General features: G+C 33.7%; 18 protein-coding genes. 12 read left to right on the forward strand and 6 right to left on the reverse strand.

Features of this window, described 5'->3' with window-relative positions; genetic code table 11:
• Positions 1–12 precede the first annotated feature (12 nt).
• Positions 13–684, forward strand: a complete 672-nt coding sequence (locus ACNQGG_RS07785) for a hypothetical protein (protein WP_417962781.1) — start codon at positions 13–15, stop codon at positions 682–684.
• A 50-nt stretch (positions 685–734) separates the two neighbouring features.
• Here the strand turns inward: ACNQGG_RS07785 and purE are convergent, their stop codons facing one another.
• Together purE and ACNQGG_RS07795 are read right to left on the reverse strand one after the other, a co-directional pair.
• Positions 735–1217, reverse strand: a complete 483-nt coding sequence (gene purE, locus ACNQGG_RS07790) for a 5-(carboxyamino)imidazole ribonucleotide mutase (protein ID WP_156129461.1) — start codon at positions 1215–1217, stop codon at positions 735–737.
• A 48-nt stretch (positions 1218–1265) separates the two neighbouring features.
• The gene (locus ACNQGG_RS07795; RefSeq protein ID WP_417962783.1) at positions 1266–2423 is read right to left on the reverse strand and encodes a 5-(carboxyamino)imidazole ribonucleotide synthase; all 1158 of its coding nucleotides are present in this window, start codon (positions 2421–2423) and stop codon (positions 1266–1268) included.
• A gap of 217 nt (positions 2424–2640) precedes the next feature.
• On the opposite strand from ACNQGG_RS07795, the gene hpt reads away from it, so the two are divergent.
• The 4 genes from hpt (at position 2641) to obgE (ending at position 6335) form a co-directional block, all read left to right on the forward strand.
• Positions 2641–3171 carry a hypoxanthine phosphoribosyltransferase gene (gene hpt / locus ACNQGG_RS07800; RefSeq protein ID WP_417962785.1) on the forward strand — a complete coding sequence of 177 codons (531 nt, stop codon included), beginning with the start codon at positions 2641–2643 and terminating at the stop codon, positions 3169–3171.
• Between the two features lie 12 nt (positions 3172–3183).
• Positions 3184–3756 carry an adenylate kinase gene (locus ACNQGG_RS07805; protein WP_417962787.1) on the forward strand — a complete coding sequence of 191 codons (573 nt, stop codon included), beginning with the start codon at positions 3184–3186 and terminating at the stop codon, positions 3754–3756.
• Between the two features lie 216 nt (positions 3757–3972).
• Positions 3973–5244: a hemolysin family protein gene (locus tag ACNQGG_RS07810; RefSeq protein ID WP_416857314.1), complete on the forward strand. Its 1272-nt coding sequence runs from the start codon at positions 3973–3975 to the stop codon at positions 5242–5244.
• 89 nt (positions 5245–5333) lie between these two features.
• Positions 5334–6335 (forward strand): GTPase ObgE, encoded by a 1002-nt coding sequence (gene obgE, locus ACNQGG_RS07815; RefSeq protein WP_416850267.1) that lies wholly within the window; start codon positions 5334–5336, stop codon positions 6333–6335.
• 73 nt (positions 6336–6408) lie between these two features.
• Here obgE and ACNQGG_RS07820 read toward each other — a convergent pair whose 3' ends face one another.
• Complete coding sequence (locus tag ACNQGG_RS07820; RefSeq protein ID WP_417962790.1) at positions 6409–7398, reverse strand: glycosyltransferase family protein; 990 nt, start codon at positions 7396–7398, stop codon at positions 6409–6411.
• Between the two features lie 53 nt (positions 7399–7451).
• Positions 7452–8267, reverse strand: coding sequence for a UDP-2,3-diacylglucosamine diphosphatase (locus ACNQGG_RS07825; RefSeq protein WP_416850265.1), 816 nt, complete (start codon positions 8265–8267; stop codon positions 7452–7454).
• A gap of 133 nt (positions 8268–8400) precedes the next feature.
• Between ACNQGG_RS07825 and ACNQGG_RS07830 the strand changes: the two genes are divergently transcribed.
• From ACNQGG_RS07830 to ACNQGG_RS07855, 6 genes are all read left to right on the forward strand, one after another.
• Entirely contained in the window at positions 8401–9096 is a 696-nt protein-coding gene (locus tag ACNQGG_RS07830; protein ID WP_417962792.1) for a tetratricopeptide repeat protein, read from the forward strand.
• Positions 9097–9155: 59 nt separating this feature from the next.
• Entirely contained in the window at positions 9156–10511 is a 1356-nt protein-coding gene (locus tag ACNQGG_RS07835) for a UDP-N-acetylmuramate--L-alanine ligase (RefSeq protein ID WP_417962794.1), read from the forward strand.
• Between the two features lie 9 nt (positions 10512–10520).
• A complete protein-coding gene (locus ACNQGG_RS07840; protein ID WP_417962796.1) occupies positions 10521–10979 on the forward strand; it encodes a GNAT family N-acetyltransferase in 459 nt (152 codons plus the stop codon).
• Positions 10980–10990: 11 nt separating this feature from the next.
• On the forward strand, positions 10991–11686 hold the full coding sequence (gene radC / locus ACNQGG_RS07845) for a RadC family protein (RefSeq protein WP_417963022.1): 696 nt from the start codon (positions 10991–10993) through the stop codon (positions 11684–11686).
• Between the two features lie 9 nt (positions 11687–11695).
• Positions 11696–12385: a YjjG family noncanonical pyrimidine nucleotidase gene (locus ACNQGG_RS07850; protein ID WP_416857321.1), complete on the forward strand. Its 690-nt coding sequence runs from the start codon at positions 11696–11698 to the stop codon at positions 12383–12385.
• Between the two features lie 86 nt (positions 12386–12471).
• The gene (locus ACNQGG_RS07855; RefSeq protein ID WP_417962799.1) at positions 12472–13245 is read left to right on the forward strand and encodes a hypothetical protein; all 774 of its coding nucleotides are present in this window, start codon (positions 12472–12474) and stop codon (positions 13243–13245) included.
• A gap of 50 nt (positions 13246–13295) precedes the next feature.
• On the opposite strand, the gene ACNQGG_RS07860 is transcribed toward ACNQGG_RS07855, so the two are convergent.
• Complete coding sequence (locus ACNQGG_RS07860; RefSeq protein WP_417962801.1) at positions 13296–14573, reverse strand: replication-associated recombination protein A; 1278 nt, start codon at positions 14571–14573, stop codon at positions 13296–13298.
• Positions 14574–14854: 281 nt separating this feature from the next.
• Between ACNQGG_RS07860 and ACNQGG_RS07865 the strand changes: the two genes are divergently transcribed.
• Positions 14855–15622, forward strand: a complete 768-nt coding sequence (locus tag ACNQGG_RS07865; RefSeq protein ID WP_417962803.1) for a rhomboid family intramembrane serine protease — start codon at positions 14855–14857, stop codon at positions 15620–15622.
• A gap of 43 nt (positions 15623–15665) precedes the next feature.
• Here the strand turns inward: ACNQGG_RS07865 and rlmB are convergent, their stop codons facing one another.
• A complete protein-coding gene (rlmB, locus tag ACNQGG_RS07870; RefSeq protein ID WP_035668140.1) occupies positions 15666–16400 on the reverse strand; it encodes a 23S rRNA (guanosine(2251)-2'-O)-methyltransferase RlmB in 735 nt (244 codons plus the stop codon).
• Positions 16401–16729 lie beyond the last annotated feature (329 nt).

Here is a 16729-nt window from a genome sequence, read left to right on the forward strand (position 1 = left end):
AATAAATAAAATATGAATTATCAAATTATAATAAAAAGCGCTAATACTGTAGATCAAATCGAGGAATATTGGACTAATGATGATTATATCAAACTGCTTGAAAAATTCGATTATCCGGATGCTTCAGATGCCGATGCGGCCAGTTTAAGAGAATTGTTGTTTATGGCAATTTCTGATTTTGAACCCAAAGATGCTGCCGTAATTGTATTGGAATATAAATTATCAGAGGATTTAAATGAAGGTCAAATTCAGCAAATTTCAAACGATATGTTTTTAGACAAAGTCTGTGAAGAATATCCTGAAATAGGTTTGCATTCGACTTTGTTTCATGTCAATCAATTGCTTTTTAAAGCGTACAACGGTAAATTTCCCAATGCAAAAGCCATAATTATCGAATGCAGTATGACACCATCAGAAGGTGAAAGTCAAACTTTATTGACGAAAGAAAATGTTTTAAAATTGTTAAGCAATGGTTTGTCAGACAGTACTCTTATCAAAAGATTGTTTGATCACGCGATGAATGAAAATGCACCTTTTCCGGAAGCCGAAGATATTTTGTGGGATTTGTCAACTTCTGATAACGTAAATTATACTTTGACTACCTCCGAATACTGGTTAAACAAGGAAGATATCATTGCTTCGGAATTTGAAGGTGTTTTGGAAGAATCAGTAAGTGTAGAATAAATGATTCCTGATTTGAAATAAAAAAAGCTCCGTTAATGGAGCTTTTTTTATTATTTGTTAAGAGTTTCGGAGGCAATATTTACTGCTTCTTTCAATCCTGTCTTATATAATATTATTCGGTCAAGGACACTTTTGTTATGACTTCCTATGATTTGAGCGGCAAGAATTCCAGCGTTTTTTGCTCCATTTAGTGCAACAGTTGCTACAGGAACGCCACCCGGCATTTGAAGAATAGACAAAATACTATCCCAACCATCGATAGAATTACTGGATTTTACAGGAACGCCGATTACTGGAAGTGGCGACATCGAAGCGACCATTCCTGGTAAATGTGCAGCACCGCCAGCACCGGCAATAATTACCGTAATCCCTCGATGATGTGCATTTTTACTAAAATCGAATAATTTTTCTGGTGTTCTGTGAGCGGAAACAATGTCAACTTCTGTTTCTATATCAAATGCTTTTAGGATGTCTATCGCTTCTTGCATTACGGGCATGTCAGAAATGCTTCCCATTATAACGGCTACTTTCATGTTTTTTAATTTTGTGTTTTAAAGTGAATGACTGCGACTGAAAATAGATTATCGATTACTAATAACTCGAATCGTATTTTTTACTTTTTCAGCAATTTTTCTGGCTTCATCAATATTTTTATTTACAATGGTAACATGTCCCATTTTTCTAAAGGGGCGTGTTTCTTTCTTGCCATAAATATGAGGTGTAACACCGTCCCAACTTAATATTTTTTCAATATTTTCGTAAACTACATCCCCGGAATATCCTTCTGCGCCTGATAAATTTACCATAATACCGGCAACTTTACTGGCTGTATTTCCCAAAGGTAAATTAAGAATGGCACGCAAATGATTTTCGAATTGCGAAGTATAACTGGCTTCAATGGAATAATGACCTGAATTGTGTGGGCGAGGAGCGACTTCGTTAACTAAAATTTCATCGTCTTCTGTTTGAAACATTTCGACTGCCAAAAGACCTACATGATTGAATTTATCCGAAACATCTAATGCGATTTCGATTGCTTTTTTAGCAACGGCAGCGTCAATTCGAGCAGGACAAATCACATATTCTACTTGGTTTGCTTCTGGATGAAATTCCATTTCTACCACAGGATAGGTCTTTATTTCGCCTGATGGATTGCGACAAACGATAACCGCCAACTCATTTTTGAAAGGGACCATTTCTTCAGCAATGCATTCTACATTGGCTAAATTGTCTAAATCTGAAATTTGTCGAATGACTTTTACACCGTTTCCATCATAACCAAATTCAGTGCATTTCCATACAAAAGGCAATTTTAATTTAGAATCCAGTATAGCAACGACTACACTTTTTAGATTGCCAAATCGTTTATAATTTGCGGTAGGAATAGCATGTTTTGTATAAAAATCTTTCTGGATTCCTTTATTTTGAATCAGTTTCAATGTTTGGGGGGAAGGATATACTTTTACGCCTTCTTCTTCCAGTTTTATTAAAGCTTCAAGATTCACCAACTCGATTTCAAAGGTTAATACGTCAACCAGTTTTCCAAAATTGTAAACGGTTTCAAAATTCATTAAATCTCCTTTGAAGAATTTATCACAAGCTATTTTACATGGCGCTTCATCACTTGGATCAAGCACATAAGTCTGTATGTCGAATTTTCGAGTGTCAAACAAAAGCATTTTGCCGAGTTGTCCGCCACCGAGAATTCCCAGTTTAAAATCAGAAGAAAAATAATTCATTATGTTGTTGTTTATGAAGAGCAAAGATACTTCATAATGATTGAATAGGAAAATGCTATTTTATTTTCTTCGGAATTTATGTTGCATCATTTATTGCTTTTAATACATTTTAAGTTTGTTTTTTGTGAAATTTACTTAAAATTACAAATTAATGCCCATTTACCAATTGTCAAATCCGAATTCTGTATCTTTGCGCATTATTTTAAACACAAAAATAATGATACAACTTCACGATAAACAATTTGTTCCGTTTATTTCTGCCAAAGAAATTGACTTTGCAATCGCAAAAATGGTTGCGCAAATAGAAGATGATTTTGGTGATGAAATACCAGTATTTGTGGGCGTCCTAAATGGTTCCTTTATGGTAGTTTCTGATTTTATGAAACTGTATAAAAAACCATGTGAGCTATCTTTCATAAAAATGGCCTCTTACGAGGGAACTTCTTCCACAAACGAAGTAAAACAATTAATAGGACTGAATCAGGATTTGACTGGACGCACCGTTATTATAATAGAAGATATTATAGATACTGGAAATACTTTGGTAGAGCTGAAAGAATTATTTAAAAAACAAAATGTAAAACATTTTAAAATAGCAACGCTTTTTTTCAAACCGGAAGCATACACAAAAGACTTGAAAATAGATTACGTTGGAATTAGAATTCCAAATAAATTCATTGTAGGTTTTGGCTTGGATTATGATGGTTTAGGAAGAAATTTACCCGAAGTATATAAATTAAAAGAATAACTACACAACAACATGACTAACATTGTTTTATTTGGAAAACCAGGAGCAGGTAAAGGAACTCAAGCTGAATTTTTAAAAGAAAAATACAAATTAACGCATATCTCCACGGGCGATGTATTTCGTTTTAATTTAAAAAACGATACGGAACTTGGGAAACAAGCAAGAGTATATATGGATGCGGGGGATTTGGTGCCAGATGAATTGACTACTAAAATGCTAATTGATGAGGTAAATAAACACCCGGATACTAATGGGATATTGTTTGACGGTTACCCAAGAACAATTTCACAAGCAAAGGATTTAGATGTATTTCTTACTTCAATAGGTTCTAATGTTGCCGCAACAATAGCACTTGAAGCCGATGATGAAATCTTGGTGGCAAGATTACTTGAAAGAGGAAAAACAAGTGGTAGAATTGACGATCAAGACGAAGAAAAAATCAGAAATCGGTATCAGGAATATAATGAAAAAACAGCTCCTTTAATGGATTATTATCAGAAGCAAGGAAAATTTCACGCAGTAAACGGAATAGGTTCAATCGCTGAAATTACCGAAAGAGTAAGCAACGTTATTGATAATTTATAGGAGCAATTCCAGCTGTACATTACAAGTCCTCGTTAAAAAAACTATTTTTCTAAGTCCTAAAAGGAGCTTCCTTTGGTCGCTCTTTTTTGACAAAAAAAATTAGCTTTTTTAACTCCAGGCTTTTCATTCCCATCTGGGCTAAAAATCAGGATTGCAGGTTTCAGAAAATAAAATGCAGGAATCAGAATTTAAATAAAAAACGAATCAACTAAAAAATTGGAAATACTAATAATATTTTTTCTAATACTATTAAATGGGGTTTTCTCTATGTCAGAAATCGCATTGATTTCAGCACGAAAGAATAGATTAGAGACTGCGGCAAAAAAAGGAAATAAAAGCGCTAAAATCGCATTGGATTTAGCGAATTCACCCAATAAATTTTTGTCAACAGTACAAATAGGAATCACTCTGATAGGGATTCTTACCGGTATTTATAGTGGTGATAAAATAACCAAAGATGTTGAGGCATTTATAATAGGGTTTGAAATAGTAAAACCGTATGCCCATTCTGTTGCTGTAGGTTTAGTTGTTGTGATTTTGACTTTTTTTTCCTTAGTATTGGGAGAGTTGTTGCCTAAAAGAATAGGCTTGAATCACCCGGAATCCATTGCTAAAGCGGTGGCTTTACCCATGAAAATTGTTTCTATCGTTACCGCACCATTTATTTGGTTGTTAACTCATTCAACGGATTTTTTATTGAATATTTTACAAATAAAACCCACCGCGGATGGTAAAGTAACCGAAGAAGAAATAAAAGCGATTATCAAAGAAGGTACTGAAGGTGGAGAAGTACAGGAAATAGAACAAGATATTGTGGAGCGTGTTTTTCATATTGGAGACCGAAAAATAAACTCCTTGATGACACACAGAAAGTCAGTAGTTTTTTTACCTTTGCACGCTGATAAAGAACAGGTTAAAGAATTTATGCTGAAAGAGCTGCATTCTATTTATCCTGTTTATGGGGAGAATTATGATGATATTGTTGGGGTCGTTAACCTAAAAAATATTTTTGCTCATTTTGAAAATGAAAACTTCAATTTAGCGGATATAATGACTGAGGCTCCTTTTATGATGGAGCAAACTACTGCTTATATAGCCTTAGAAAGATTCAAAAAAACAGGTATTCATTATGCATTTGTCTCTGATGAATATGGCGTTTTTCAAGGCGTAATTACTTTGAACGATATTCTGGAAGCCTTGGTAGGAGATGCTTCTGATTTTTACAAGGATGATTTTCAATTGATTGAAAGAGAAGATGGGAGTTGGCTGGTTGACGGGCATTATTCACTTCATGATTTCTTGACGTACTTTGAATTAGATGAGTTAATCAATGATTACGAAGTAACTACGGTTAGTGGATTAATAATGACGGAACTCTCTCATATACCTAAACAAGGGGAGAAATTAATTTGGCAAAAATTTGAGTTAGAAGTCATTGATATGGATGGCGTGAAGATTGATAAAGTGATGGTGAAAGCACTTAAATAATAAAAATAGAAATAGAGGGCAGGAGACAGATAGCAGTTTGAATTTTTTTCAATCCGAAATCCGAAAGCTGAAATCTGAAATTAAAAAAAATGACTGAAGGGAATTTTGTAGATTACGTTAAAATATATGTTTCTTCCGGAAAAGGAGGAAAAGGGTCTACGCATTTGCATAGAGAAAAATTTATTGAAAAAGGTGGTCCTGATGGTGGTGATGGTGGTCGTGGTGGTCATGTTTTTTTAGTTGGTAACAAAGGTCTTTGGACATTGTTCCACCTTAAATTTGCCCGACATATTAAAGCTGGTAATGGTGGAGATGGTAGTGGAGACAGAAGCACGGGCGCTGATGGGGATGATAAATTCATTGAAGTTCCGCTGGGAACAGTTGTAAAAGATAAAGAAACCGGAGAAATATTATTTGAAATTACCGAAGACGGTGAAAAACAAATACTTTCTCGTGGTGGGAAAGGGGGTTTAGGAAACTGGCACTTTAGAAGTTCAACCAATCAAACGCCTAGATATTCACAACCAGGTTTGCCAGGTGCAGAGATGGATGTTATTCTTGAACTAAAAGTACTTGCTGACGTAGGTTTAGTAGGTTTTCCTAATGCAGGAAAATCAACATTGCTGTCTGTATTGACTTCAGCTAAACCAAAAATTGCTGATTATCCGTTTACTACTCTAAAACCAAATCTTGGAATCGTGGCGTACAGAGATTTTCAATCTTTTGTTATAGCTGATATTCCAGGAATTATTGAAGGTGCTGCGGAAGGGAAAGGTCTTGGGCATTATTTCTTGCGACATATTGAACGTAATTCAACGTTATTGTTTTTAGTTCCGGTGGATACGCCAGACATTAAAGCGGAATATGATATTTTGGTAAACGAATTGACAAAATACAATCCAGAAATGCTTGACAAAGAGCGTTTGTTGGTGATTTCAAAATGCGATATGCTCGATGATGAGTTGAAAGCAGAATTGAAAGTCGAATTAGACGTTGCTTTCAAAGACATTCCTTATATGTTTATTTCTTCAGTTGCGCAACAAGGTTTGACTGAATTGAAAGATAAATTATGGAAAATGTTGAATGACTAACATTTTAAAAAATTATATCAAAAGGTGTTCTGCAAAGAGCACCTTTTCTGTTTTTATGATTTATTTGATTCCGTTATTTATTATAAGTGTCAAATAAAAATTGCAAAGTTTCAGGGATATTATTGGCTTCTATCTTCGGGTATTTTATAGGAGAATCAAGCCAGTTTTCTATTGTTAAATAAAAATCATCCCCAACATCATAAAGGACAGGAATTCCCATTTTTTTGAGAGCCGCCGCATTGCATTCTTGTTCATAGTGCTTCCGAATAGGAATAGAGAGTATTTTTTTTTCTAAATATAATGCTTCAGCAGGTGTTTCAAATCCCCCACCAGTAATAATCCCTTCACAATTGATGAGACTTTTATTGAAGTACTCTTGATTAACGGGAAAATAAGTAACGTTTTTTATGGTGTGTTTGGTTTTTACATCATTTAAAAACCAATGAAAAGAGAAGTTAGGAAGCTTGTTGAATGCTTTTTCTAAACAATCCTTTTGAAAAGAAGGCAAATAAACTGTAATATGACCTTTGTTTTTGGGTTTGGCATTTAGGATCTCATCTTTGATAATTGGAGGACGTATAAAGGAGTCGTATTTATCAAAATGTAAGCCAATATATTGAGGAGAAGGCGCATAATGTTTCAGAATCATTTCTCCCATAATACTCTTTTTTTCAGGTCTGGGAGTCAAAGGAGATATAAAACTGGCTTGATGTCCAAACTGGATTGAATGCACCTTTTGTAATTTGCAAGCCAAAGAAGTAATGGAATCAAAATCATTGATGACCACATCATAGTTTTTCAGCGGTAAAGAATTTGCGTCTTTATATATTTGTTTTGGTTTAATGTTTTTGGCAATATCCCAATAATTCAAACCGCCGCATTTACTGTAATGCAAGCTACAGCCATCGCTTTTAAATTTTATAGGTAAATTGACATCCAGACTGGCATTGTTACCACTCATAAAAAAATCAACTTCACCAAATTTTTGAAGATAAGGATATAATTGTACAGCTCTGCTGATGTGACCATTGCCCGTTGCCTGAATAGCATAAAATATTTTCATTACTGTATATTTTTATTTTAAGAACGTTTTTAGTGTTTTTCTGAATACGGTTTTTAGGAAAGAATTTTGTTGACAATGTCATTGATTATTTTTTCTTCATGGGTGTCAGTGTCTTTGTAGTGCTCTGTTTTATAATGATAAAGACTCCATTTTTGCTTTTTATATTCTAATGCCGTAAGGTTTTCAATCCAATCACCACTATTCAAATACATCACTTTTCCGTGTTCATTTTCTATTTCCTTCATTTGAGGTTTGTGGATGTGTCCGCAAACTACATAACTGTATTTTTTTTGGATGGCTATTTCTGCGGCAGTAGTTTCAAAATTAGAGATGAAGGAAACCGCTTTCTTGACACTGTCTTTAATCATTTTGGAGTAGCTTCTTTTTTCTTTGCCTAAAACACCCAAAAACCAATTAATTAAACTGTTGATTAAAATCAATAAATCATAGCCTTTACCGCCTAGTTTAGCCAGTATTTTGGCATAGCCCTGAGTTGAAGAGTCGAATACATCTCCATGAAAAATCCACGTTTTTTTGCCATCTAAATCCAGAATTAATTTATCAGCCAATTCGAAATTTCCTAAAATAAAATCAGAGTATTTTCGTAAAGCTTCATCGTGATTTCCGGTTATGTAGATTACCCGAGTACCTAGATTAGACATTTTTATAATTTGTCTCAATACATTCATATGCGAGGCTGGAAAATAGCTTTTACTAAAACTCCACATATCGATAATATCTCCATTTAAAACTAATGTTTGAGGATTTATCGATTTTAAATACTGTAACAATTCTTTTGCATGACAACCATATGTTCCTAAGTGTACATCGCTTAATACTACTAAAGGAATTTTTCTCTTTCTTTTCATTTTTAGTTTTTACGAAAGTAAGACCACTATGTTATGTTAATGTTTCTTATTCATTATATTTCCTTTTTTAATTGAGGGGCTTTTTAGCTTAAAAAATCTGTTTAATACTTCAAAATTTCCTTATTTTTGAAAGATGAAAAAAATGGTATACTTCTTTTTATTACTTCCTTTGATGATTTGGTCACAATCCAGTTTTGATGTCGCAGAAAAATTATTCAAAGAGGAAAAATTTGATCAGGCGCGACCTGTTTTTGAAAATTTTCTAAAAAGTAATCCGTCTAGTCTTAAAACAATCGAATATCTGGGAGATATCGCAGGACGAAATAAAGCATGGGATACAGCCATTGGATATTATAAAAAACTGAAGCAATTGAAACCTTCGGAAGCTAATTATTATTATAAATATGGAGGGGCTCTTGGCATGAAAGCAAGTCAGGTTAGTAAATTCAAGGCTCTTGGAATGATTGATGAAGTTAAAAGCTCTTTTGAAAAAGCGATAGTTCTCAATCCTAAGCATATTGAGGCGCGTTGGGCATTGATAGAGTTGTATATTCAGTTGCCAGGAATCATTGGTGGTAGCGAGTCTAAGGCTGTGAAATATTCGAATGAATTATTTCGGTTGTCACCCATTGACGGCTATTTATCTAAAGGACATATTGACGAATATTTTAAAAGATATAAAGTAGCAGAACAGAATTACAAAAAAGCAATAGCGATAGGAGGTTCAAAAATGAGCTATCAAAAGCTGGCCAATTTGTACAAAAATAAGATGAACGAACCTGAAAAAGCCAAATCAGTTTTAGAAGAATATAAAAATAAAAAAGGATAAATAAATTAAGATTAATTTCTAATTTGTTTCGAATTCAACAACTATAAAACACAAACTTAATGCGTACACATTTTATAGCTATTGGAGGAAGTGCCATGCACAATCTCGCTTTAGCATTACACAACAAAGGGTATCAAGTTACAGGAAGTGATGATGCTATTTTTGAACCATCAAAATCAAGATTAGATAAAAAAGGAATTTTGCCTCCGGAATTAGGATGGTTTATTGAAAAAATTACCTCCGATATCGAAGCAGTAATTTTAGGAATGCATGCCAAAGCTGATAATCCGGAATTGTTGAAAGCACAGGAATTAGGATTGAAAATATATTCTTATCCTGAATTTCTTTACGAACAATCCAAAAATAAAACGCGCGTTGTAATTGGTGGTTCTCATGGAAAAACAACCATAACTTCAATGATTCTTCATGTGATGCATTACCATGATATAGCGGTTGATTATATGGTTGGCGCACAATTGGAAGGATTTGACACGATGGTGCATCTTACTGAGGAAAATGATTTTATTGTTTTGGAAGGAGATGAATATTTGTCTTCGCCAATAGACAGAAGACCAAAGTTTCATTTATACCAGCCGAATATTGCTTTAATTTCTGGAATTGCTTGGGATCATATCAATGTTTTTCCAACGTATGAAAATTATGTGGAACAGTTTGAAATTTTTATTGGCAAAATTACCAATGGTGGGATTTTAGTATACAATGAAGAGGATTCCGAAGTGAAACGTGTTGCCGAAGCCGCTACAAATCCAATCCGAAAATTAGCGTATCATACACCAAAATATACCGTAAATGATGGTATTACGCTTCTCGAAACTCCGGAAGGCGACATGCCGATTGAAGTTTTTGGAGCACATAATCTTAATAATTTGGCTGGAGCCAAATGGATTTGCCAAAATATGGGAGTTGATGAAGCCGATTTTTACGAAGCTATCGCGAGTTTTAAAGGGGCTTCAAAACGATTGGAGAAAATCGCTGAAAGTAAAACTAAAGTTGCTTATAAAGATTTTGCCCATTCACCAAGTAAAGTGGCGGCAACTACAAAAGCTGTAAAAGAGCAATATCCAAATAGAACTTTGGTAGCTTGTTTAGAATTACATACATATAGCAGCTTGAATGCTGAATTTTTAAAAGAGTATGAAGGTGCCTTAGAATATGCCGATAAAGCAGTTGTTTTCTATTCTCCGGATGCAGTAAAAATTAAACAGTTGGAAGAAGTGACTTATGAACAGATAGCAAATGCATTCAACAGAAAAGATTTAATCATTTACACGAATCCAAAAGATTTCAAAGACTATTTGTTTCATTTAAATCTTGAGAATTCAGCTTTATTATTGATGAGTTCCGGTAATTATGGTGGATTGAATTTTGATGAAGTAATGGAATTGGTAGAATAGTAAAGTAGAATGAATAACAAAATAAAAATTGTTAAAACGACTAGTGAGAATCCAGATTTTGTTTCTCTCATTGCAGCATTAGATGCCAGTTTATGGGAACGTTATCCAGAGTTAAAAACAAATTATTGGGGAAATAATGTCATTGAATTAAATCCTAATGTTGTTATTATTTATCTCGAAGATAAAGCTGTTGCCTGTGGTTGTTTCAAGAAATACGATAGAAATACAATTGAATTAAAGCGTATGTTTGTTTCTCCCGAAGCAAGAGGGATGGGGCTCGCCCAAAAAATATTGAAAGAACTAGAACTTTGGGCGTATGAATTAGGTTTTTCTGTCTGTGTTTTAGAAACCTTATACAAACAAAAAGAAGCGATTGGTTTGTATCAAAAAGTAGGCTATACTATTGTTGATAACTATCCACCTTATGTGGGTTTAAAAAATAGCATTTGCATGAAAAAACAAATTTAAGAGACAAGCCTATGCCTGAAAATTCTTTTTTTCCAATAACGAACTGGTCCGAAGACGACAAACCACGAGAAAAACTAATGCTCAAAGGCAAAAGTGTTTTGAGTGATGCGGAACTGATTGCTATTTTAATTGGTTCAGGAAGTCGTAACGAATCAGCAGTTGATTTGAGCAAACGGATTTTAGGGAGTGTCAATAATAATCTAAATGCGTTAGGGAAATTATCTATTTCTCAATTGACAAATTTTAAAGGAATAGGAGAGGCCAAAGCTATTTCGATAATTGCAGCTTTAGAACTAGGAAGACGAAGAAGGGCAGAAGATGCTGTTGAATTGACAAAAATTACTTCCAGCAAAACAATTTTCGAAATCATGCAGCCTATTATTGGTGAATTGCCACACGAGGAATTTTGGATTGTATATTTGAATAATTCAAACAAAGTCATTTCAAAATCACAACTCAGTAAAGGCGGTATAACTGGAACTTTGGTAGATGTTAGATTGGTTTTTAAAACGGCACTTGAAATGGGAGCAACAGGATTGATTTTGTGTCACAATCATCCTTCGGGAACATTACTTCCCAGTGATTCCGACAAACAAATTACACGGAAACTGAAACTTGCAGGAGATAGCTTAGAAATAAAAGTATTGGATCATCTTATTGTGACCGATACTAGTTATTTTAGCTTTGTTGATGAGGGAATATTTTAAAAATTTAAAATGAAACATACCATTATAAAAGACGTTTTTTTTGATTTAGATCATACACTTTGGGATTTCGACAGAAATTCTGAATTGACGTTTGATACTATTTTCAATAAAAATCATCCAACAATTGAAACCAAAGAGTTCATTGAAAAATATGTGCCTATAAATCAAGCATGCTGGAAGTTATATCAATACGATAAAATTACGCATGCTGAATTGCGTTACAACCGGTTGAAGCATTCTTTTGATGCAATAAATTATACTATTTCCGATCAACAGATTGAAGATATTGCTCAAGAATACATTCAGCGATTGCCGGAGAACAATCATCTTTTTGACGGGACTTTTGAGGTTTTGGAATATTTAAATCAAAAATATAAACTGCATATTATTACCAATGGTTTTGCGGAGGTGCAATTTAAAAAAATAAGTAATTCCAATATTGGTAGTTATTTTCAAACGATTACCAATTCTGAAATGGCAGGCGTAAAAAAGCCAAATCCTATTATTTTCGAATATGCTCTTGACTTGGCCAAAGCCAAAAAAGAAAGCAGTGTTATGATTGGGGATTGTATTGAAGCAGATGTTCAAGGTGCGCTGAATGCGGGGTTAGATGCCATTTTTTTTAATGAAAGTAATGTTGATGTAGAACAGAATATTAAACAAGTAAATCATTTATTAGAACTAAAAAAATATTTATAAATTGAAATCTCCATGATTCAAAAAAACAACAATCATAAATGAAGAATGGCGATACCATATTACATTAAAAAACAAATATTATATATATGAAAACAAGATTCCTATTTCTAGTAGTATTAATTTCAAGTTACTGTTTCTCGCAATCTGTAAATGATTATAAGGCGGTGCTTATTCCATTAAAATTTGACTTCACTAAAACAGATAATCAATATAGACTCGCTACTTTATCTAAGTTTAATTTAAATAAAGCCGGTTTTCAAGCATATTATGATAATGAACAATTGCCAAAAGGAAATAATGATAGATGTAGTTTGTTGTATTTTGACGTTGTGAAAGAAAAATCATTTTTAACAACCAAAGTCTATATTATTTTTAAGGATTGTGATAGAAAAATTATTTTTAAATCGGATATTGGTATAAGTAAAGAAAAAGACTATCAACTGGCTTACACCGAAGCATTGAATAAGGCTTTTGTATCTGTTTATGCTTTGCAATATAAATATAATGTTGCAGGTATAAGTAATTCAATTGCAGTCCCTAAACCAGATGTACCAAATGTTTCTAAAGGAATAGTCGAGGTTAGTCCAACGCCAGAGCCTATAAAACAAGTTGTAACGTCACAGAATACAATTGCTGATAATTCGAAAATGTTTTATGCACAACCTACAGCTACGGGTTTTCAATTAATAGACAGCACGCCAAAAGTGATGATGAAAGTCTATAATACTTCTAGAAAAGATTCTTTCATTGCCACAAAAGGAAATACACAAGGTGTTTTAATTGCAATTGGTAATCAGTGGTTTTTTGAATATTACCTAAATGACAAATTAATTTCGGAAAAAATAAACGTAAAATTTTAGAATTTAAAAGAGATATTAAAAATAAAGCGATGCACTGCATCGCTTTATTTTTAATATCCATATTTATTTTTCCAACGGTTTTTTAGAAATTCTCGCATGGTATTTTCGCGGGAGTTGTTTCCTGGATTATAAATTGGCTTGTTACTTAGTTCGTTTGGTAGGAATTCCTGTTCAGCAAAATTATTGGCAAAATCGTGTGAATATTTATACTCTTCGCCATAACCTAATTCTTTCATTAATTTAGTAGGAGCGTTACGCAAATGAATTGGAACAGGCAAATCGCCTGTTTGTTTCACTAGTTGTTGTGCTGTTCCAATAGCAAGATACGAAGCATTACTTTTAGGGGAAGTTGCTAAGTAAATAGCACATTGGCTTAATATAATTCGGCTTTCAGGGTAGCCAATTGTTGAAACTGCCTGAAATGCATTATTAGCCATGATAAAAGCGGTAGGATTTGCATTTCCTATATCTTCACTACTTAGGATAAGCATTCGTCTGGCTATAAATTTTACATCTTCACCACCTTCAATCATTCTTGCTAGCCAATATACGGCTCCGTTTGGATCGCTTCCGCGAATTGATTTTATAAAAGCCGAAACAATATCATAATGTTGTTCGCCGCTTTTGTCATACAAAACGGTATTTTGTTGTACCAATTCGAAAACGCGATTGTTGGTGATTATAATTTCGGCTTCATTAGAGGCGTTTACGACAAGTTCAAAAATATTTAATAGCTTGCGTCCGTCACCTCCAGAAAGTCGCAAAAGTGCCTCCGTTTCTTTTAAAACAATATTTTTCGTTGCCAAAAAGGCGTCCGTTTTCATGGCACGCTCTAATAAGCTTTCCAAATCAGCTTTAGTAAAAGCATTTAAAACATAAACTTGGCAACGCGAAAGTAATGCAGGGATAACTTCAAAACTAGGATTTTCTGTGGTTGCACCAATCAGTGTAATCCAGCCTTTTTCCACTGCTGCTAATAAGGAATCCTGCTGTGATTTGCTAAAACGATGAATCTCATCAATAAATAGTATGGGGTTTTTTGCAGTAAAAAGACCACCACTTTGTTTTGCTTTTTCAATAACATCACGTATGTCTTTTACACCTGAATTGATAGCGCTTAAAATATAAAACGGTCGCTTTGATTCCTGCGCAATAATTTGTGCCAAAGTCGTTTTTCCCGTCCCTGGTGGTCCCCAAAAAATTAGAGAAGGAATTATTCCTTTTATAATTTGTTGAGTCAATGAGCCACTTGGTCCTACCAAATGGGATTGACTGATATAGTCTTCTAATTTTTGAGGTCGAATGCGTTCTGCAAGTGGTGCTTCCATTTGTATTTTAAATCTGAAATCGTTACTCTTCAATCATAAATGAAAATATGACTTTTGTAAAATTACTATTTTTATTTGGAGCTATTTCCAGCTGTCCACTATATCTTTTTATCTCGTTAAAAAAAACGAGATAAAAAGGATACCTCCCGAAACTTCGGGATCATCTGGGCTAGAGGACTGTATTTTAAAATGTCTTTTGGTTTTAATATGACAAAATAGCATTAAATTGCTTTTGGATAAATTTTTGAGCTTAATTCACTAGAACCCGAAACCATAAACTGATGGATAATCATTTCAAATTTACTAATGCTGTTGTTGGACTTCCCCTTTTTTTTGTAGTATTCCTGTGGTTTGTTTTTTGGCTTGAAATCCGATTTGATTTTGATTTTGTTGAAAACGGGATTTACCCAAGATCGTTTTCGGGTTTACAAGGTGTTTTTTTTAGCCCATTTATTCACGGTGATATTGAGCATCTTTATAATAATTCAATTCCGTTACTGATTTTATTGGCGGCTTTACAATTTTTTTATGCCAATCAATCTGTCAAAGTTATTGGATTTGGAATTTTGCTTTCGGGAATGATTACTTGGGTTATTGGCAGGGACAATTATCATATTGGTGCTAGTGGTTTGATTTATGTCTTGGTGAGTTTTATTTTTTTTAAAGGCTTACAAACAAAATATTATCGCTTGGTGGCTTTGTCACTTGCGGTTATTATTATTTATGGGGGGTTGGTTTGGTATGCTTTTCCAAAAGTTGATAAGACAATTTCTTGGGAAGGCCATTTGGCTGGCTTGATAACTGGTTTTGTTTTATCTTTATTTTATAAAACACCGGAGTATAAAAAGGTAATCAAATACGATTGGGAAAAACCAGATTATAACCCTGATGGTGACCCTTTCATGGAGCGTTTTGATACGGATGGAAATTTCGTTAATCTTCCGCCACCTGAAGAATCAGAAGAATTGTGGGCTTATTATTCTTCATCGCTTCCTATAGATTATACAATAGTTTCAAACAAAAAAAATGAATCAAAACCGGAGTCTTAATTCATTTTTTAACAAATTGATTATTTTTAAAATAAAAAATATTTTAACTTCTTTGTCGTACTGCTTCATATAAAAAGGCACCACAAGCTACCGAAACATTTAAAGAGCCAATAGTTCCAAACATAGGCAGTTTTGCTTTCTCATCAACAATTTTTAAAACCGATGGGTTTACACCACGATCTTCAGATCCCATAATTATCGCTACAGGTTCATTTAATGAAATGTCATAGATATTTTGATCTGTTTTTTCTGTAGCGGCTACTGTTTTAATGCCACTGGCCTGTAAAAGAAAAATAGCATCTTTGATGTGTTCTACTTTACAAATAGGAATGTTAAAAACGGCTCCGGCTGAAGTTTTTACGGTATCTCCATTTACGGGAGCGGAACCAGCCTTTTGCACAATAATTCCATTTACACCAGTACACTCGGCAGTTCTGATTATAGCACCAAAATTACGTGCATCAGATATTTGGTCCAAAATTAAAAATAAAGGTTTCTTTCCATTTTCAATTACAGATTCTATCAACGATTCTAAATCAAAAAAGGAGATAGGAGAAATGGTTGCTACTGCACCTTGATGGTTATTAGGCGTAAGTCTATTAAGCTTTTCAACAGGAACGTAAGAGAAGTTAATGTTGCCACGCTTCATCACTTTCATTAAGTCTTTCATCAGTTCGCTGCTTGCTTCCTTTTGAATGTATACTTTGTCTACCGTTGCGCCTGCTTGTATGGCTTCAATTATTGCTCTAATCCCGAATATTTGGTGTTCTTTTTCCATGGTGCAAAGATATAAAAAAGGTTTGTATAAAAAAACCGCTCCAGATGGGAGCGGTTCTTAATTAGTATGTAATAATTTTTATTTTAGTAATTATGGTTGCGTATAACACTAAAATCATAAAACCAATGTAACAAAAGCAAAAGACTATTTTTATCTTATCGTTTTTGGTATCTTTTATTTTCAGTTCTCAATTGTATTTCCATTTTTGGAAGTCAGACTGCAACTCGCTTTTATATTTGGTGTAAAGTTTTATTTCGGTTGTACTCATTTTGGTTCTCTTAGAGAGACAATTTATTTATCAAAAGTATTAAACTATAAATCAATTATCT

Source organism: Flavobacterium esculini (assembly GCF_048284325.1).
Taxonomy (GTDB): Bacteria; Bacteroidota; Bacteroidia; order Flavobacteriales; family Flavobacteriaceae; genus Flavobacterium.